A 15,249-nucleotide genomic window follows, 5' to 3' on the forward strand; every position below is an offset into this window, starting at 1 on the left:
GATCCCGGCCTACGCTGTGTCCGGCTCGCGAAACGCTCAGCACATCGCCACCCAGGAGACGATCTTGCGCGGCAAAGTGAAGAAAAACCGGGGAGTTGATCTATAACGCCCCAGCTCAAGAAGTCTGCTCCCCGCGCACGCGGGGGTGATCCCACGGCTTCCTCCTCTCGTGGTGGGGACGGTGGCTGCTCCCCGCGCACGCGGGGGTGATCCCCGCTCACGCGTCTGCGCCGTCCCGGCCGGCCCCTGCTCCCCGCGCACGCGGGGGTGATCCGGTGGTGGCGGCTCGGTGGCCGGGGGTGCAGAACTGCTCCCCCGCGCTTGCGGTGGGGGTAATCCTGGTTGGATCTCGCCCCGGCCGGAGGGCTTCTGCTCCCCGCGCAGGCGGGGTCATCGGGTGTCGCGGTCCTTGTTGCCTGTGCCGGCCGGCTGCTTCCCGCGCAATTGCCCAGCTCGGCGAGGGCCGTACTTCCCAGAGGGGCAAGCCTGCCGATACACGCGCGACGACCTGGACGCCGTCGCCGCCGAACTCAACAGCAGACCACGCAAAACCCTGGGCTGGGAGACCCCAGCGCAGCGGCCATCTCGCCTTCTCGAAGCCCCCGCCTGAGACCGAGGCATCATGAGCGTGTGAACATCGAGCTGTTCTACTTTGCCGGCTGCCCGAACTGGCACCTCGCACAAGAACGCCTCAGGGAAGCCCTCACGGTCGTGGGCCGCCTCGACCTGCAAGTGGGTCTCCGCCCCGTCGAGACGGACGAGCAGGCTCGGAAACTGGGGTTCCCCGGGTCACCCACAATCCGCATCAACGGCCGCGACCCCTTCCCCACGGCAGACGACGTCGGCTCCCTGAGCTGCCGGGTCTACAGCACACCAGAAGGTCTCGCGGGTTCGCCCACCCTCGACCAGCTCGTCCAAGCCCTCACTCAGTAGATCCCACAACAGACAGGTGTTGCGACGACCCTCGGAATCCACCCAGGGACGGGCGCTTCGTGCCTGCGACGGGTCAGGCCCGATTGGCGACGTGTGCGACGAACGCGCGCCACGCGACCGGCACGAACGTGAGAGCCGGGCCAGTCACATCCTTCGAGTCCCGTACGCCGACGACGCCGGGAAGGTTGTCGGCGACCTCCACACACGCGCCGCCGTTGGAGCTGCTACGGGTGGACTTCCGCCACCGCGCGCCGGTCAGGTCATCCATGCTCTCGCCCTCAGCAGGTCGATGGTCTGGTCTCGCGGCAACGAGACCGATCTGACGGTATCCCAAACCGCCCAGAGTGGAGCAATGTCATTCGTGACGCGGCCCGCGGCCTGGTCATCGAGGTAGCCGACATCCTCTCCGTCCGGGGTGCTCGCGATGATGAACGGCCCAGCTTGGCCCGGGTGTAGGCCAGCGCGCAGCGGTAGCACGTGCACCATGACGTTGGGCCGCTGTGCCATGGTCACGAGGTGGTCGAGTTGTGCGTCCATCACGTCGGGGTGACCACGTAGAAGCGCCGCCTCGTCGATCACGAAGATCGCCAGCGGGGGACGCGGCCGGTCGAACACCACAGCCTGCCGCCGGAGGCGGGACTCGACGTGGTCGTCCACATCAGCCACGAGTGGACCACTCGCGAGGACGCCCCGGGCGTATGCCTCCGTCTGGAGAAGCCCTGGAAGAACGGCAGATTCATACCAGCGCAGGCCGACCGCCTCGCGTTCGATGTCGGTCCACGGGCGGAACCATGCCGGTTCCTTCCGTCGCATTACGTCCGGCCACAGCTCCAATACGTCCTTGCCGAGAAGTTGCGCGACCTTGGCGCGATGTCTCGTCTGCGGAATCCGTCCGTGGCTCGCCCACTTGGCTGCGGTCTTCGGGTCCACGCCTATCTCGGCCGCGAGGCTGTCGGCCGTGTGGCCCGTCTCCGCCATCGCGGCCTTCACGGCCCCATTCATCCCTTGTTCTCCCTAACGTTCCGAACGTCCGGAGGTCATAGTGCAACGCAGTGTGTTCGGTCCGCAACAGTCAGCAGGGTAATGGTGGGACGAGCGATCGGTGGAGGGGTGACCCCGGCGGGCGCGTTCGTCGAGGGGGCCGCCCGGTCCCTCCCTGCGCGTGGCGAGCGGGCGGCCCCCTCTCCAATCTCGACGGAGAGGCGAAGTCATGTCGTACCCAGGAAAACGGCACCGGTCCCGGCGCGGCCGGCACTGCGTGTGCCAGGTCTGCCGGGCGCACCGGGCGGCGGAGCCGGAGCCCACGCCGGCCGATCCGAAGCCCGCGCCGAGGCCGGCCCCGCCACCCCGGGACCCGGTCCCGTACGACCCGCCACTGATCGGCCCGATGATTCCTCCGCACCGGGGCCCGCGCTGATGTCCCGCGCCGCCCGCCCGCACCTGCCGGTCCGCCCGATCTGGCTGTGCCGGGTCTGCGGCCACCCGTGGCCCTGCGGCATGGCGCGGCTGTCGCTGCTGACCGAGTACCGGGGCAACCGCACGGCCCTGCTGATCTACCTGGCCACCCTGAAGGTGGAGGCCGCCACCCAGCTCGCGGCGTTGACGCCCGGCGCGCCGCCCATCGACCTTACCGACCGGTTCCTGTCCTGGGCGCGCGCTCGGGGGTGACGCCGCCCGGGGGTGTCCCTATGGGTTCGCCAGGCGGGGACGGGCGCGGTTGGGCGTGGGGATGGCAGGGGTTCTTGTCGCGGGGCATGGCACAAGGACGTCGTAGCGGCGTCGGGCGAGGAAGCTGAGGGCACATTGCGCGTTTGCCTTCGGCTCTTGCGTCGTAGTAGCCGGGTGGCGGTCAAGAACCGCTTCCCATTCTTCGCGGAGTCGTCTTCACGACAGCCCACGACTCCAAATATCGACGCATGTCACACTCCCTTCGTCCAGCATCTCCGCCACACACCCGTAGGGAGAGAGAATGATCCGTTCCGTCGTCAAGATATCCACCGCACTGGTCGCCATCATGGTGGCCGCCCTCGCCCCACCCGCGATGGCGAGACCGTCTCAGCCCGCCGGTGCCGTACCCGTCCCGAGAAGCGATGTCTCCAGCCAGTCGACCAGCCCGATCGGCCCGTACTTCCTGATCAGCTCGCACAGCGCGAAGTGCCTGACCCCGGCCGGCGGCGTCACGTCCAACAACGCCATCCTGGTGCAGTACAACTGTGACGCCGACCTGTCACGCCGCTGGGTGCTCGTGGACGTGACCGGCACGAGCGTCTACCAGATCATCAACGTGCTCGGCGGAAAGTGCCTGACCCCCGAGGGGGGCGGCACCGCAGTCGACCTGAAGATCGTGCAATACAACTGTGACACGAACCCGGCACGCCGATGGACGTTCGTGGACGTAACCGGAAACCGGGAATACCAAATCCGCAACGTCCACAGCGGACTCTGCCTCACCATCACCGGTGCCAGCACGTCGAACAATGCCGAAATGCTGCAATTCCCCTGCAACACCACGCCCCCCCACAACGAGCGCTGGTACCTCGCCTTCCCGTAGGGCGGCCGACCATTCCTCCGACTGCCTCGGCCGTGCGACAGTGGGTCGGGGCAGTCCGCGCGGAACAGGCCCGGTCACTCGTCCGCCGCGGTACGCGCACCGCAGGTGCGCCGGCCGGGCGACGGGCGCGGCGGTCAGGCGAACGCGGAGAGCCCGGTGAGCCGCTGCCCGATGACGAGCTGGTGGATCTCCGAGGTGCCCTCGTAGGTGAGCACGCTCTCCAGATTGTTCGCGTGCCGCATGACCGGGTACTCGCCGGAGACCCCGTTCGCGCCGAGGATGGTGCGGCACTGCCGGGCGATGGCCAGCGCCTCCCGGACGTTGTTCAGCTTCCCCACGCTGACCTGCTCGGGGCGCAGCCTCCCGGCGTCGGCGAGCCGCCCCAGGTGCAGCGCCAGCAGGACACCCTTCTGCCACTCGACCGCCATGTCGGCGAGCTTGGCCTGGGTGAGCTGGAACCCGGCCAGCGGCCGGCCGAACTGGGTGCGGGTGGTCGCGTACGACAGGGCCGTCTCCAGGCAGTCGCGGGCCGCGCCGAGCGCGCCCCAGACGATGCCGTGCCGGGCCTCGGTGAGGCAGCTCAGCGGGGCCTTGAGCCCGGCGGCCCCGGGCAGCAGGGCGTCCGCCGGGAGCCGGACGTCGGCCAGGGCGATCTCGCCGGTCACGGAGGCGCGCAGCGACATCTTGCGCCGGATCTCGCGCACCGACACCCCGGGCATGTCCATCGGTACGGCGAAACCGCGCACTCCCTCGTCCGCGCGGGCCCAGATCACCGCGACGTCGGCGACCGGCGCGTTGGTGATCCACATCTTGCCGCCGTGCAGCACCCAGTCGTCGCCGTCGCGGCGGGCCCGGGTGGCCATCGACGCCGGGTCGGAGCCGTGGTCGGGCTCGGTCAGCCCGAAACACCCGATCGCCTCGCCCGCGGCCATCGCCGGCAGCCAGCGCCGCTTCTGCTCGTCGCTGCCGTAGCGCCAGATCGCGTACATGGCCAGCGAGCCCTGCACGGAGACCAGCGACCGGACGCCGGAGTCGCCGGCCTCCAGTTCCAGGCAGGCCAGCCCGTACGCGACGGCCGACGAGCCGGCGCAGCCGTACCCGGTCAGGTGCATGCCGAGCAGGCCGAGCCTGCCGAACTCGCGGGCCAGTTCCCGGACCGGCACGTGGCCCTGTTCGTACCAGTCGGCGACCTGCGGGCGGACCCGGTCGTCGACGAGCCGGCGCACGACGGCCCGGATCTGCCGCTCCTCGTCGTCGAGGAGGGAGTCCAGGTCCAGCAGGTCGAACGGCGAGACGGGGCTCATGGCTGCCACCCTAACGACCCCTCAGGCGCGCGTCGCCGACGCCCGTCAGTCGGCCTGGCCGGAGAGCACCAGCACCCGGGCGTGGATCTGGTTGCGCTGCTGGAGGGCGGCGCGCAACGCGCGGTGCAGCCCGTCCTCCAGGTACAGCCCGCCGTTCCACTGCACCACGTGCGGGAACAGGTCGCCGTAGAAGGTCGAGTCCTCGGCGAGCAGCTTGTCCAGCGCCAGCTCACGCTTGGTGGTGATCAACTGGTCCAGTCGCAGCGGACGCGGCGGGATCTCCGCCCACTGCTTGAGCGTCAGATTGTGCTCCGGGTAGGGACGCCCGTCCCGGACCGCTCTGAAGATCACGACGGCACGCTCTCCTCCCCTGACCGGGCCGACCCACCCGCACGGGGTCGCATCACGGTGTGGCGCCGCGCGACGCGGCACCGATGACCGTGCCAGCGTAGCCGCCCGATGCACACCGCGTTTTACTCCCTCATGTCGCATTCGCCGCCGCCGGACCCGGCGGACCGGTCAGCTCCAGCGGCCCCGGCGGACCACCTCGTCGACCGGGCGACGTCCCCGGCGCAGGGACGGCGACCGGTGGTCCGGCGCCCGATAGCCGACGGTGAGCGCCCCGATCGGCTGGTACTCCTCCGGCACCCCGAACGCCTGCCGGTACGCGGCGGTGCGCTGCGGCGAGATGCCGAAGAAGCACGCGCCCAACCCCTCGTCCACCGCGGTGAGCAGCATCAGCAGGGCGGCGAAGCCGGCGTCGACGTGCCAGTACGGCACCGGCCACCGCTCGGTCGACCGGTCCGCCCACCCCTTGTCCGGCTCGGCGTACCGCTCCAGATAGGCCGAACGGTTGGCGTGCGGCACGACGATCAGCGGCGCCCGCCGCATCCCGGCCAGCCACCGTTCCCGCCCGCCGCCGTCCGGGGTGGTCGCCGCCCAGAACCGGTCCCGGTCCTCCGGCGTCTCCAGCACCAGGAACCCCCAGCCCTGGGCGAACCCGGCCGACGGGGCCCGGACCGCGTGGTCGAGCAGCCGCTCCACCACCTCGGGCGGGACCGGGCGGTCCGGGTCGTAGTTGCGCACCATCCGGCGCCGCCGGACGACCTCGGCGAACTCCATGCCGCTCCCTCGCGCCCGGCCGGTCAGGCCCCGGGGCGGATGCCCCAGGCGCCCCGCCAGGTGTCCCCCGGCTCCAGCGTGATCACGTCCTTGCCCGAGCGGAACGCGTCCGGCGGGCAGGTCATCGGCTCGACGGCCACCGAGCGCCGGTGCCGCTCCCCGCTGAGGGTGTCCCCGGTGAAGACCTGCCACCAGCCGAACTCCCGGTCCGCCCAGATCCGCACCGTGGCGGCGTCGTCCGGGGCGGCCAGGGTCACCGAGGAGCCGCCGTCGGCGTCCCGGACCACCTCGCCGAACGTCGCGTCGAGCACCGCCTCGCCGATCCGCCGCGGGCTGGTGTAGTCGTACTCGGTGCCGGCGACCGGCGTCGCCCCGACCGGCAACAGCCGCCCGTCCAGCAGCACCCGGGTCCGTCCGGGCACCCTGAGCGAGATGTCGTCGACCGCCACCCCGGGCAGCCGCAGGTAAGGGTGCGTCGAGAAGCCGAACGGGCAGGGCCCGTCGCCGACGTTGGTCACCTCGTGCTCGACGAGCAGGCCATCCGGGCCCACGGCGTACCGGGTGCGCAACCGCAGCCCCCACGGGTAGCCGGGTTGCGGCGGCAGGTCGTAGCCGACCGTCACCGCGTCGTCGGCCTGCGCGACCAGGTGCCACCGCACCCAGTTGACCAGGCCGTGGATGGCGTTGTGCCGGGTCGGCTCGGTCAGCGTGAGCTGCAGGGACCGCTCCCCGAAGGAGTACTGCCCGTCGCGGATCCGGTTCGGCCACGGGGCCAGCACCTGCCCGGCCCCGCCGGGGCAGACCTCGTCGAGGGCGTACCCGTCGAGGTAGTCGACCCCGTCGTGCCGATAGGTCCGCAGGCCACCGCCCACCTCCACGATGACGGCCTCGTGGCCGGCGGCGGAAATGGTCCACTGTGCGCCTGACGGCGGGGGGGTCGCGGCGTTCTGCATGCCGGTGACCTTAGTCGTTCACTCCTGCGTACGCGGTGTGGCGGCCCGGTAGCGGAGCAGGGCCGGGAAGACCGCCACCAGCAGCACCGCCAGCGCCGCCGCGGCCAGGCCGCCGCCGACCCAGGCGACGCCGGTGCCGAACCCGGCGGCCGTCGCCCCCGCGCGCAGGTCGCCGAGGCGGGGCCCGCCCGCGACGACCACCGTGTTCACGCCCTGGAGCCGGCCGCGCATCCGGTCCGGCGCGTGCACCAGCAGCATCGTCTGCCGCAGCACCGCGCTGATCAGGTCGGCCGCGCCGGCCAGGGCGAGCAGCCCGACCACCAGCCAGAGCTGGCGGGCCAGCCCGGCGGCGGCGATGGCCACCCCCCAGCCGACCACGGCGAGGACCAGCGCCAGCCCCTGCCGGCGGAGCCGGCCGATCCAGCCGGAGGTCAGCCCGCCGAGCATCGAGCCGATGGCGATCGCGCTGTAGAGCCAGCCGACCGCCGCGCCGCCGCCGAACCGTTCCTGGGCCACCTGGGGGAAGAGCGCCCGGGGCATCGCCAGCACCATCGCGATCAGGTCGATGACGAAGGAGAGCAGCAGCACCGGGGTCGCGGCCAGGTAGCGGAAGCCGTCCACGATGCTGGCCAGCCCCGCCCGGCGCGGCGCGGCGGAGCCGTCCGGGTCGGGCTCCGGGGGCAGCGCCGGCAGCCGGAAGGTGGCCCACAGCGAGACGGTGAAGAGCAGGGCGTCCACCGCGTACGCCACCGGCAGGCCGAGGCCGGTGCCCCCGGCGGCGAAGATCAGGCCGGCGGCCAGCGGCCCGAAGACCGAGGTGGCGGTGTGGGTGGTGAAGTTGAGCGTGCTGGCCGCCGCCACCAGCTCCGTCGGCACCAGCCGGGGCAGGATCGCGCTGCGGGTCGGCGAGGTGACCGCGAACGCGGTGGACTGCACCGCCACCAGGGCCAGCAGCAGCACCGGGCTGCCCACCCGCAGCAGGGCCTGGACCAGCAGCGCGAGCGTCGACGCCCAGAGCAGCGCCCCGCCGACGAGCAGCACCCGGCGGCGGTCCAGGACGTCGGCGACCGCCCCGCCCCACAGCCCGAAGACCAGCAGCGGCAGGAACCCGGCGATGCCGAGCAGGCCGACCCAGAACGAGCCGCCGGTCAGCGCGTACATCTCCACCGGAACCGCGACCGCGGTGAACTGGAAGCCGAACATGGCCACGCCGTTGCCGAGCCACACCCGCCGGTACGCGGGCACGCCGAGGGGCCGCAGGTCGATCGCCCAGCGGCGCGCCCCGCGCGGCCGGGTCTCCTTGACGGCGGTCACGGGGCCAGCCGCTCCACCACCCAGCCCCCGTCGCCGGCCGTCCCCGGGGCGGGTCCGGTGCGGCGGAACCGCAGCCGGTCGTGCAGCCGGCTGGACCGGCCCTGCCAGAACTCGACCGTCGTCGGGCGCACCCGCAGCCCGCCCCAGTACGGCGGAGTGGGGATCGGCTCCACCCCAGCGAAGCGCTCGGCCGCCGCCCGGTGGCCGGCGTCCAGCGCGGCCCGGTTGGGGATCAGCCGGGACTGGGCGCTGGCCCAGGCGCCGAGCTGGGAGCCGCGCGGCCGGCTGGCGAAGTACGCCTCGGTCTCGGCCCGGTCCACCGGCTCGATCTGCCCGGCGACCACCACCTGCCGCTGCATCCCGAACCACGGGAAGACCAGGCTGGCATACGGGTTGGCCAGCGCCTCGACGCCCTTGCGGGAGCCGTGGTTGGTGAAGAGGACGAAGCCCGCCGCGTCGTACCGCTTGAGCAGGACGGTGCGCCCGCTGGGCCGGCCCGCGGCGTCGGCGGTGCCGAGCACCATGGCGTTCGGCTCGGGCAGCCGGGCGGCCACCGCGTCGGCGAACCAGCGGGCGAACTGGCTGTGCCAGTCGGCCGCCAGGTCCGCCTCGGAAAGGCCCAGGTCGGCGGCGTACTCGTTACGCATCCCCGCCGGCCCGGGTGTGTCACCCGTCACAGTCAGTCTCCCCCTCGCCGGGCCGTCCGCATCCGCACCCCAGGCCAGCCCGCACCGCCAAGTCTCACCGAGGCCGACCGGATGTCCACCGGCGGGGATGAGGCGTGCAGCACAGTCGCACTGGGTCGCGCAGTCGGTTACTCAGCAGGCAAGATGTCACGAACACGTCCCTGAGGATCGCCTAAGGCGCTCGACCGGCCGGGCCGGATGAGCCCGGGCGGGCGCATCGAGCAGATCCAGGAGAGAACGACATGGCCGACTTCAAACCCGGGCTGGAAGGCGTCGTAGCCTTCGAGACCCAGATCGCCGAGCCGGACAGGGCTGGGGGCTCGCTGCGCTATCGCGGCGTGGACATCGAGGATCTGATCGGCCAGGTCTCCTTCGGCAACGTCTGGGCGCTGCTGGTCGACGGGCGCTTCGGGCCGGGGCTGCCGCCGGCCGAGCCGTTCCCGGTGCCGGTGCACTCCGGCGACATCCGGGTCGACGTGCAGTCCGCCGTCGCCATGCTCGCCCCGTACTGGGGGCTCAGCCAGCTACTGGACATCTCCGACGAGCAGGCCCGCGAGGATCTGGCCCGGGTCTCGGTGACCGCGCTCTCCTTCGTCGCCCAGTCCGCCCGCGGCCTGGGCCTGCCGGCCGTGCCGCAGAAGGAGATCGACAAGGCCGAGACGATCGTCGAGCGCTTCATGAAGCGCTGGCGCGGCGAGCCCGACCCGCGGCACGTCAAGGCCGTGGACGCGTACTTCATCTCGGCCGCCGAGCACGGCCTGAACGCCTCCACGTTCACCGCCCGGATCGTCGCCTCCACCGGCGCGGACGCCGCGGCCTGCATCTCCTCCGGCATCGGCGCCCTCTCCGGCCCGCTGCACGGCGGCGCCCCCTCCCGGGTGCTCTCCATGCTGGAGGCCGTCGAGCGCAGCGGTGACGCCGAGGGGTACGTCAAGGGCGTCCTGGACCGGGGCGAGCGGCTGATGGGCTTCGGCCACCGGGTCTACCGGGCCGAGGACCCGCGCGCCCGGGTGCTCCGCCGCACCGCCAAGGAGCTGGGCGCGCCGCGCTTCGAGATCGCCGAGGCGCTGGAGAAGGCCGCCCTGGCCGAGCTCCAGGCCCGCCGCCCGGACCGGGTGCTCGCCACCAACGTCGAGTTCTGGTCGGCCGTGGTGCTGGACTTCGCCGAGGTGCCGGCGCACATGTTCACCTCGATGTTCACCTGCGCCCGAATGGGCGGCTGGAGCGCGCACATCCTGGAGCAGAAGCGGCTCCAGCGGCTGGTCCGCCCGTCGGCCACCTACGTCGGCCCGGGCACCCGCAAGCCGCAGGAGGTCGAGGGCTGGGACGCCATCCCGCACGGCGTCTGAGCCGGGCGTCCCCCGACGCCCGCCACCACCTGGTTGCGCGACGCCCGTCCAGCCCGTCAGCGCCAACCACGGAAGGGGCCCCGCCGGTCGGCGGGGCCCCTCCGCGTGTCCGGGTGCGGGCCGGCCGGTCGACCGCGCCGATGTGTCACACGCCTCAGCCCAGGCGGCGGGACCACGGGGTCTCCGGGGCGGCCCGGGTGCGAGGATGGGGGCTCGGCAGTGCCGCCGGACCAGGCTCGGATCCCGACCGCCCGTGCGCCCGCGCACGCGGCCGGCGGTCCGCTCCCGCCCACCAGACCGGCCCCCGCCCATGCGGAAGGATCTCGACAACCGTGGCTGACGCACCGACCATCCGGATTCCCGACGACATCAAGCCCGCCGACGGGCGGTTCGGCTGCGGGCCGTCCAAGGTCCGTCCGGCGGCCGTCTCCGCCCTCGCCGACGCGGCGACCGGCTTCCTGGGTACCTCGCACCGGCAGAAGACCGTCCGGGACCAGGTCGCCCGGCTGCGGCGCGGCATCGCCGAGTTCTACTCCCTGCCGGAGGGCTACGAGGTCGTCCTCGGCAACGGCGGCACCACGGCGTTCTGGGAGGTCGCGGCATTCGGCCTGATCCGGGACCGGGCCCAGTTCGCCAGCTTCGGCGAGTTCGGCGCGAAGTTCGCCAAGTCGGTCAGCCAGGCGCCGTTCCTCGGCGAGCCGACCGTGCGCAAGTCGGAGCCGGGCAGCGCCCCGACGCTGGTCGCCGAGGCCGGGGTGGACGCGTACGGCCTCCCGCAGAACGAGACGTCGACCGGCGTCGCGGTGCCGGTCAGCCGGGTGGCCGGTGCCGACGAGGGTGCGCTGCTGCTGGTCGACGCCACCTCCGCCGCCGGCGGCCTGGCCGTCGACGTCACCGAGACCGACGTCTACTACTTCGCCCCGCAGAAGTGCTTCGCCTCCGACGGCGGCCTCTGGCTGGCCCTGATGTCGCCGGCCGCGCTGGAGCGGGCAGGCGAGATCAAGGCGTCGGGCCGGTACATTCCGGCGTTCCTCGACCTGGTCACCGCGATCGACAACTCGCGGCTGGAGCAGACGTACAACACCCCGGCCCTGGCCACCATCTTCCTGGCCGCCGAGCAGACCGACTGGATGAACGAGCAGGGCGGGCTGGCCTGGGCGGCCAAGCGCACGGCCGAGAGCGCCGGCATCGTGTACGGCTGGGCCGAGCGCTCGGCCGTGGCGACCCCGTTCGTCACCGACCCGGCGCTGCGCTCCAACGTGGTCGCCACCGTCGACTTCGCCGACGGGGTGGACGCGACGGCGATCGCCAGGGCGCTGCGGGCCAACGGGATCGTCGACACCGAGCCGTACCGGAAGCTGGGCCGCAACCAGCTCCGCATCGCGCTCTACCCGGCGGTCGAGCCGGCCGACGTGGAGGCGCTGACCGCCTCGATCGACTACGTCGTCGAGCGACTCTAGGCATCGTCACGCTGGGTGGTCGCCGGAACGCCAGCGGCCACCCAGTGTGATCATCTTCGCAGCTCATCCACGACATGCGGGTGTCGGATCCCCCACCTGGTGGCGGATGGGCGTACCGTGGTGCGAGACGCCCGGGTGGCCGACTCGTGGCGTGCGGCCAGCGAAGCGGGACGGAGGCAAACGCTCATGCGCCCAGTACGCTTCGTCGCCCTCTCCGAGGACGGCCAGGCTCTGGTGCTCGCCGACGAGGTCGGGCGCCTGCTCGCCCTGCCCATCGACGAGCGCATCGCCGGCGCCCTGCACGCCGAGCCGGGTGCGCCACCGCTCGCCGTGGTGCCGTCCTCCGCCGACCTGGTGCCGTCGCTGTCCCCGCGCGACATCCAGGCCAAGATCCGCTCCGGCGAGTCCGCCGAGGACGTGGCCCGCATCGCGGGCGTCCCGGTCGACCGGGTGCTGCGCTACGCCGGCCCCGTGCTCCAGGAGCGGGCGATGCTCGCCCAGCATGCCCGGCGCAGCCGCCTGAAGGGCGCCGACAAGCCGACCCCGCTGGCCGACGTGGTCAACGGCCGGTTGGCCCAGCACGGTATCGACACCGAGAAGATCTCCTGGGACGCGTACCGCCGCGACGACGGCACCTGGCGGATCATCGCCACCTGGCCGTCCGGCAAGGCCACCGCCCAGGCGGTGTGGGACCTCGACAAGACCCGGCAGCACGTCACCCCGCACGACGACATGGCGCAGTACCTGTGCGCCGAGCGCCCCACCCCGATCCTCGGGCAGGAGCCGGCGCCGGAGCGGGGCGGCCACGCGCTGCCCGGCCCGTCGCGCGCCGAGCCGGGCCGGGGCGGGCACGGGCTGCCCGCGGCGGCCGGCGAACACGGCCGCCCGGGGCGGGACCCGATCCGCGCGGGGCGGGACGCCCTGCTCGCCTCGCTGGACCGCCCGCTCGGCTCGACGTCCGGGCGCAGCCTGGAGCCGCGCACGCCGGCGGCGCTGGCCGGGCCCGAGGCACCCCGGCAGCGGCCGGTCGGCGGCGGGGCAGCGGCCCTGCTCGGCGGCGGCCAGGGCTCGGCGTTCGACGACGACTCCGACGCCCCGAAGGAGATCCCGGCCGTGCCCTCGCTGGCGGTGCTCCGGCCGCGCCGCACGGGCGCGGCCGCCGCGGCGGCCGGCGGGACCGAGGCGACCGACTCCTCCGGCAAGCCACGCAAGCGGCTGCCGAGCTGGGACGACGTCCTGTTCGGCAGCGGCCCGGCGGCCCGCGAGTCCTCCTGACCCACCCGTTCGCCGGGCGGCGTGCCCCGCACCCGCCCGGCCAACGGCGAGGCACTCGAAGTGCCACCGTGGCAGGGTGGGCGGCATGGAGTACACGAATCTGGGACGCACCGGTCTGTCGGTGAGCCGGCTCTGCCTCGGCACCATGAACTTCGGGCCGCAGACCAGCGAGCCGGACAGCTTCGCCATCATGGACCGGGCGCTGGAACACGGCATCAACTTCTTCGACACCGCCAACGTGTACGGCTGGCAGACCGGCGAGGGGATCACCGAGCAGATCATCGGCCGCTGGCTCGCCCAGGGCGACGGCCGGCGGGAGAAGGTCGTCCTGGCCACCAAGGTCTACGGCAAGATGGGCGAGTGGCCCAACGAGCAGGGCCTGTCGGCCCGGCACATCGTGCGGGCCTGCGAGGACTCGCTGCGCCGGCTCCAGACCGACGTCATCGACCTGTACCAGATGCACCACGTCTCCCGGGCCACCCCGTGGGAGGAGATCTGGCAGGCGATGGAGACCCTGGTCGCCCAGGGCAAGGTCGTCTACGTCGGATCGTCCAACTTCGCCGGTTGGCACATCGGCCAGGCGCAGGCGGCGGCGGACCGGCGCCACTTCCTCGGCCTCGTCTCCGAACAGTCGATCTACAACCTGCTGACCCGCCACGTCGAGTTGGAGGTGATCCCGGCCGCCCAGCATTACGGCCTCGGCATCATCCCCTGGTCGCCGCTGCACGGCGGGCTGCTGTCCGGCGTGCTGCGCAAGATGGCCGAGGGCGGGGCCGCCCGGGGCACCAGCGGCCGGGCCGCCGAGGGCCTGGCGGAGCACCGGCCGGCGATCGAGGCGTACGAGAAGTTCTGCGCCGACCTGGGCCACGACCCGGCGGACGTGGCGCTCGGCTGGCTGCTCTCCCGGCCGGGGGTGACCGCCCCGATCATCGGGCCGCGCACCCTCGACCAGCTCGACCGGTCGCTGGGCGCGCTCGACGTGCGGCTCGACGAGGCGGCGCTGGCCCGGCTCGACGAGCTGTTCCCGCCGGTGGGCAGGGGCGGCCCGGGCCCGGAGGCCTGGGCCTGGTGACCACCCGCTGACCGGCGACGTGGGGCGGCGTGCCCTGCCGCCCCGTCGCCGGCAGGGCGCGGGGCACCTAGATCGGCCAGGCGGCCAGCCGGTCGTGTGTCGGTCGGGGGCCCTGGTGACTGCGGACCAGCACCAGCTCGGTGGCCGGCCACGGCGGCCCCAGGTAGTCGTGCAGGGCCTCCCGGTCGGCGGCCACGTCGGCGCCGTCGACCCGGTCGCCGGGCCGGGCGATGGTCAGGTGCGGGCGGAACGGCTTCTCGTCGTGCGGCAGCCGGCCCCGGCGCAGCCCGATCCGGACCAGCCGGGCCAGGACGCCGAGCGCGTCGACCTCGCCGTGCACGTCCACCCAGAGCACCGTGAACCGGCCCTGGCCGAAGCTGCCCCCGCCGCCGAGCCGTAGCACCGGTGAGCCGGCCCGGCCGCCCCGGAACGTCTCGGCGGCGATGCCGAGCGCGCTCTCCACGTCGGTCAGCCGGCCCGCGTCCACCTCACCGAGGAAGGCGAGGGTGAGGTGCGCGTCGGCGGGGTCGGCGAGCCGGACATCGGTGCCGGACGTCGCCATCCGGCCGATCCGCAGCCGGGCCACCTGCGCGGTCAGGTCGGCGACCGCCGCAGCCGGCGGGTAGACCGCGACGAACAACCGCATCCTGGTACGCCGTTCAGTGGTGCCGCTGGCGGTGCGGGGCGCGGGCGGCCGGCAGGGTCAGCCCGGCGGCGTGCAGCATCCCCTCGACCCGGACCCGCTCGATCTGCCGATCGACGCCCTCCAGCTCGCCCAGGTGCTCGGTGAGCCCCAGGCACCGGCAGGCCGCCCGCAGGTGCTCGTCGTACGCGTCGACCACCGCGGCGTGCCAGACCACGGCCCGGCCACCCGGGTTGACCCGGTGCTGCGCGAAGCGGCGCAGGCCGGCGGCGATCTCCTGGAGGGACCGGCGGTCGGCCCGGTCGAACTCGGTGAGGTCGATGTCCCGGGTGAGCGAGTCGGCCTCGACGGCCCGGTCCAGCCGGGCGATGGTGCGGCGTTCCCGGCGGCGTTCACGCCACTCGGCGTACCCGCAGACGACCCGGTCGATGATCTCGTCGGCGCAGAAGAGCAGCGCGAAGGCGGCCGGCAGACTCGCGACAGCGACGATCGCCAGGGCAAGGGGCACTGCGCGGCCTACCTCCACGCATCGACGCTAAGCCCCCGCGCTCCGGACCGCTACCGGAATCTTGACATCCAGGCCAGTC

17 protein-coding genes and 1 pseudogene are annotated in these 15,249 nt (G+C 73.2%); 8 read left to right on the forward strand and 10 right to left on the reverse strand.

Going from position 1 to position 15,249, the window contains the following annotated elements:
* Positions 1 to 466: 466 nt before the first annotated feature.
* A pseudogene (locus OOK41_RS31050) lies at positions 467 to 610 on the forward strand (IS30 family transposase); the annotation flags it as partial.
* Positions 611 to 630: 20 nt separating this feature from the next.
* Positions 631 to 933, forward strand: a complete 303-nt coding sequence (locus tag OOK41_RS31055) for a thioredoxin family protein (protein ID WP_266267635.1) — start codon at positions 631 to 633, stop codon at positions 931 to 933.
* Positions 934 to 1,006: 73 nt separating this feature from the next.
* Here the strand turns inward: OOK41_RS31055 and OOK41_RS31060 are convergent, their stop codons facing one another.
* On the reverse strand, positions 1,007 to 1,201 hold the full coding sequence (locus OOK41_RS31060) for a DUF397 domain-containing protein (protein ID WP_117668589.1): 195 nt from the start codon (positions 1,199 to 1,201) through the stop codon (positions 1,007 to 1,009).
* A complete protein-coding gene (locus OOK41_RS31065; RefSeq protein ID WP_117668588.1) occupies positions 1,189 to 1,935 on the reverse strand; it encodes a helix-turn-helix transcriptional regulator in 747 nt (248 codons plus the stop codon). Before OOK41_RS31065 ends, OOK41_RS31060 begins: the two co-directional genes overlap by 13 nt.
* 414 nt (positions 1,936 to 2,349) lie before the next feature.
* On the opposite strand from OOK41_RS31065, the gene OOK41_RS31070 reads away from it, so the two are divergent.
* Complete coding sequence (locus OOK41_RS31070) at positions 2,350 to 2,601, forward strand: flavin reductase (protein ID WP_266267636.1); 252 nt, start codon at positions 2,350 to 2,352, stop codon at positions 2,599 to 2,601.
* 301 nt (positions 2,602 to 2,902) lie between these two features.
* Positions 2,903 to 3,484 carry an RICIN domain-containing protein gene (locus OOK41_RS31075; RefSeq protein WP_266267637.1) on the forward strand — a complete coding sequence of 194 codons (582 nt, stop codon included), beginning with the start codon at positions 2,903 to 2,905 and terminating at the stop codon, positions 3,482 to 3,484.
* Positions 3,485 to 3,618: 134 nt separating this feature from the next.
* Here the strand turns inward: OOK41_RS31075 and OOK41_RS31080 are convergent, their stop codons facing one another.
* The 6 genes from OOK41_RS31080 to pdxH all read right to left on the reverse strand — a co-directional run bounded on the left by OOK41_RS31080 (position 3,619) and on the right by pdxH (position 8,860).
* Positions 3,619 to 4,788 carry an acyl-CoA dehydrogenase family protein gene (locus OOK41_RS31080; RefSeq protein ID WP_266267638.1) on the reverse strand — a complete coding sequence of 390 codons (1,170 nt, stop codon included), beginning with the start codon at positions 4,786 to 4,788 and terminating at the stop codon, positions 3,619 to 3,621.
* Between the two features lie 45 nt (positions 4,789 to 4,833).
* On the reverse strand, positions 4,834 to 5,139 hold the full coding sequence (locus tag OOK41_RS31085) for a type II toxin-antitoxin system VapB family antitoxin (RefSeq protein WP_117668584.1): 306 nt from the start codon (positions 5,137 to 5,139) through the stop codon (positions 4,834 to 4,836).
* Positions 5,140 to 5,307: 168 nt separating this feature from the next.
* Positions 5,308 to 5,910, reverse strand: coding sequence for a nitroreductase family protein (locus tag OOK41_RS31090; protein ID WP_266267639.1), 603 nt, complete (start codon positions 5,908 to 5,910; stop codon positions 5,308 to 5,310).
* 23 nt (positions 5,911 to 5,933) lie between these two features.
* Positions 5,934 to 6,863 (reverse strand): aldose 1-epimerase family protein, encoded by a 930-nt coding sequence (locus OOK41_RS31095; RefSeq protein WP_117668582.1) that lies wholly within the window; start codon positions 6,861 to 6,863, stop codon positions 5,934 to 5,936.
* Between the two features lie 18 nt (positions 6,864 to 6,881).
* Positions 6,882 to 8,177, reverse strand: a complete 1,296-nt coding sequence (locus OOK41_RS31100) for an MFS transporter (RefSeq protein ID WP_266267640.1) — start codon at positions 8,175 to 8,177, stop codon at positions 6,882 to 6,884.
* Positions 8,174 to 8,860 (reverse strand): pyridoxamine 5'-phosphate oxidase, encoded by a 687-nt coding sequence (pdxH, locus tag OOK41_RS31105; RefSeq protein ID WP_266268056.1) that lies wholly within the window; start codon positions 8,858 to 8,860, stop codon positions 8,174 to 8,176. The genes OOK41_RS31100 and pdxH overlap by 4 nt, the downstream gene beginning before the upstream one ends.
* A 245-nt stretch (positions 8,861 to 9,105) precedes the next feature.
* Between pdxH and OOK41_RS31110 the strand changes: the two genes are divergently transcribed.
* From OOK41_RS31110 to OOK41_RS31125, 4 genes are all read left to right on the forward strand, one after another.
* Positions 9,106 to 10,212 (forward strand): citrate synthase 2, encoded by a 1,107-nt coding sequence (locus OOK41_RS31110; protein ID WP_117668579.1) that lies wholly within the window; start codon positions 9,106 to 9,108, stop codon positions 10,210 to 10,212.
* 332 nt (positions 10,213 to 10,544) lie between these two features.
* Complete coding sequence (gene serC / locus OOK41_RS31115; RefSeq protein WP_117668578.1) at positions 10,545 to 11,672, forward strand: phosphoserine transaminase; 1,128 nt, start codon at positions 10,545 to 10,547, stop codon at positions 11,670 to 11,672.
* Between the two features lie 186 nt (positions 11,673 to 11,858).
* Positions 11,859 to 12,947: a septation protein SepH gene (sepH, locus tag OOK41_RS31120; RefSeq protein ID WP_117668577.1), complete on the forward strand. Its 1,089-nt coding sequence runs from the start codon at positions 11,859 to 11,861 to the stop codon at positions 12,945 to 12,947.
* A gap of 85 nt (positions 12,948 to 13,032) precedes the next feature.
* Positions 13,033 to 14,019 (forward strand): aldo/keto reductase, encoded by a 987-nt coding sequence (locus OOK41_RS31125; RefSeq protein ID WP_266267641.1) that lies wholly within the window; start codon positions 13,033 to 13,035, stop codon positions 14,017 to 14,019.
* A gap of 67 nt (positions 14,020 to 14,086) precedes the next feature.
* On the opposite strand, the gene thpR is transcribed toward OOK41_RS31125, so the two are convergent.
* Together thpR and OOK41_RS31135 are read right to left on the reverse strand one after the other, a co-directional pair.
* On the reverse strand, positions 14,087 to 14,665 hold the full coding sequence (gene thpR / locus OOK41_RS31130; RefSeq protein WP_266267642.1) for an RNA 2',3'-cyclic phosphodiesterase: 579 nt from the start codon (positions 14,663 to 14,665) through the stop codon (positions 14,087 to 14,089).
* Between the two features lie 13 nt (positions 14,666 to 14,678).
* Complete coding sequence (locus OOK41_RS31135) at positions 14,679 to 15,188, reverse strand: hypothetical protein (protein ID WP_266267643.1); 510 nt, start codon at positions 15,186 to 15,188, stop codon at positions 14,679 to 14,681.
* Positions 15,189 to 15,249 lie beyond the last annotated feature (61 nt).

It is taken from the genome of Micromonospora sp. NBC_01655 (assembly GCF_026339755.1).
Classification (GTDB): domain Bacteria; phylum Actinomycetota; class Actinomycetes; order Mycobacteriales; family Micromonosporaceae; genus Micromonospora.

Bases quoted from the DNA above. Each gene is read 5' to 3' on its own strand.
- OOK41_RS31125 (WP_266267641.1), top strand. From the start codon at position 13,033: ATGGAGTACACGAATCTGGGACGCACCGGTCTGTCGGTGAGCCGGCTC.
- OOK41_RS31095 (WP_117668582.1), bottom strand. From the start codon at position 6,863: ATGCAGAACGCCGCGACCCCCCCGCCGTCAGGCGCACAGTGGACCATT.
- OOK41_RS31065 (WP_117668588.1), bottom strand. From the start codon at position 1,935: ATGAATGGGGCCGTGAAGGCCGCGATGGCGGAGACGGGCCACACGGCC.
- OOK41_RS31080 (WP_266267638.1), bottom strand. From the start codon at position 4,788: ATGAGCCCCGTCTCGCCGTTCGACCTGCTGGACCTGGACTCCCTCCTC.
- OOK41_RS31110 (WP_117668579.1), top strand. From the start codon at position 9,106: ATGGCCGACTTCAAACCCGGGCTGGAAGGCGTCGTAGCCTTCGAGACC.
- thpR (WP_266267642.1), bottom strand. From the start codon at position 14,665: ATGCGGTTGTTCGTCGCGGTCTACCCGCCGGCTGCGGCGGTCGCCGAC.
- sepH (WP_117668577.1), top strand. From the start codon at position 11,859: ATGCGCCCAGTACGCTTCGTCGCCCTCTCCGAGGACGGCCAGGCTCTG.
- OOK41_RS31070 (WP_266267636.1), top strand. From the start codon at position 2,350: ATGTCCCGCGCCGCCCGCCCGCACCTGCCGGTCCGCCCGATCTGGCTG.
- OOK41_RS31090 (WP_266267639.1), bottom strand. From the start codon at position 5,910: ATGGAGTTCGCCGAGGTCGTCCGGCGGCGCCGGATGGTGCGCAACTAC.
- OOK41_RS31075 (WP_266267637.1), top strand. From the start codon at position 2,903: ATGATCCGTTCCGTCGTCAAGATATCCACCGCACTGGTCGCCATCATG.
- OOK41_RS31060 (WP_117668589.1), bottom strand. From the start codon at position 1,201: ATGGATGACCTGACCGGCGCGCGGTGGCGGAAGTCCACCCGTAGCAGC.